This window comes from Acidimicrobiia bacterium (assembly GCA_012959995.1).
Classification (GTDB): Bacteria; Actinomycetota; Acidimicrobiia; order Acidimicrobiales; family MedAcidi-G1; genus MedAcidi-G2B.
The window spans coordinates 1-1,744 of the sequence record DUCC01000027.1 but is presented as its reverse complement, the minus strand read 5'-3'; the positions used below and the strand labels follow the sequence as shown (position 1 = coordinate 1,744).

Genomic DNA, 1,744 nt, shown 5'->3' with positions numbered 1-1,744 from the left:
ACTCCCTCAGACAAAACATCGGTAGTGAACAACAGGTCGTAACGGTTTTTAGAGGTACTAGTGCCGGCTGTTTCGGGGGCGAACCCGGCTAGCACCCGGGCCTGCTGGTCTTGGTCAATTCGTGACCTTGAACCGGAAACCGGGGAAGGAACCCGGCCCTTATAGTCGCTCAACGGGTCGTCTTGGTCAGCATTTTCTATTGCTTCGGCAACGGCTTGATAAACGCTGCGAATGGTGTCAGTGAAAGTGGAGAACACTACGGTTTTACGCCGGTCGCTGGATGACAAACCAACTCGAGACGCTAAGCGGGCTTCGGTAGCGATTTCTCGTAGGCGTTCAATCAGTCGTAACGCTTTAGCGTCAGTTACCTGGCTTACTTGGTCGGCTTTAACTTTTAGTCTCCCCAACAGTTCAAGATCACGGGTTACATCAGTGGTTAACGCATCAACATGAAACAAGTCTGCGGATTCGATGTTCCAAGTTTTGCTGTCATCGAGGTCTTCGAGGAAGTCGTCGAACTCGTCGGCGTCGCTGGTTGTCCATTCAGATAAAGCGTCACCAACCACTACATGACCGTTTTCTAAGCCAGAAAGGAACGCCCGATGTGAGGTCATTAACCTTCCGAGAGTTGAAGCCAACGCAGTCGGCGATGACTCCAGGCGTTTCAACAACCCGGAGCGCAATAAGCCAGCGTTTACGAACTGGAAAGCTTCTTGGTATTCGCCATCTAACGAGTAAGCGCTCGGGGTGTAGCGAGACAGCATCAACCGTCCGTCGTCGTGGTGGCGGTCTTCGTAACGCAGTTCGTCCTCAGATTGCTCTAAGGCGTACACCATGTCGTTGACTAGTTCGGTGCCTAACTCGTCTAAGTCGTAATCCAAGCGGTGTAGCACTGGTTCTGGGAAAACAATGGTTACTTCTACACCCTGGTTGTTGGGGATCTTGTCGCCCTGGTAATGCTCTTTAATAAACCGCCGGGTGCGGCGCACCATTACTTGATCTATAAGGCCAAAGAGTGCTTCGGGGGAAAGCGAGTCGGGGTCTAGTTTTTGGGCGTCGGTAATGTATTGACGTATTGACCGGATGCCGTTTTGGGCAAACGCTGCATCGTTGTGAATAAAGAACCGAATCAGGGTTTGTAAATCAAACAGCGAGTTATTGACCGGGGTAGCGGTCAATAGCACTACCTGTTTGGGGTTTTTACCTGATAACAGGTTCGCTACGACCTCGGTTTGTTGCGCCCCAGGGTTACGCAAATTGTGAGCTTCATCAATAACTACTAAGGCGTACTCGTCGAGTTCTTGACGAAACCCGGTGTTGTTTTCTTCATCGGCTTGCCACTTAATTCGAATCTCAGCGTACGAATAAACTTTGATACGGCGAGACATATCGAACTTGTCGAGAAACGGCTCCCACATGGAGGCCTTCAACGCAGCTGGAGCGATTATCAACACCCGTTGCCGTTCTTGGTCGGTAGCGCGACGCATCACCTCGGCGGCCATAAACGTTTTACCCAAACCAACTTCGTCGGCAACGATAACCCCTCCGTGCTGATCTAAAATACGGAGCATGCGCGCTACCCCTTCACGCTGAAACCCCGTGAGTTTCATCACCGTCTCTATGGAATCATCAGCCGACGTGTCGCCGTACAACTCCCACAACATGCGCAAAAACACCAGCCATGGGGAATGCGCCTCCCAACGCTGCGCATACAACCCTGCTAAATCGTATTCCTCGGAGGCCT

Annotated in this window: 1 protein-coding gene; it reads right to left on the bottom strand. The window is 51.6% G+C overall.

Annotated elements, in window-relative coordinates:
- The coding region (locus EYQ49_08015; GenBank protein HIG25817.1) for a helicase at window positions 1-1,664 on the bottom strand (1,664 nt) is incomplete at its 3' end.
- Window positions 1,665-1,744 lie beyond the last annotated feature (80 nt).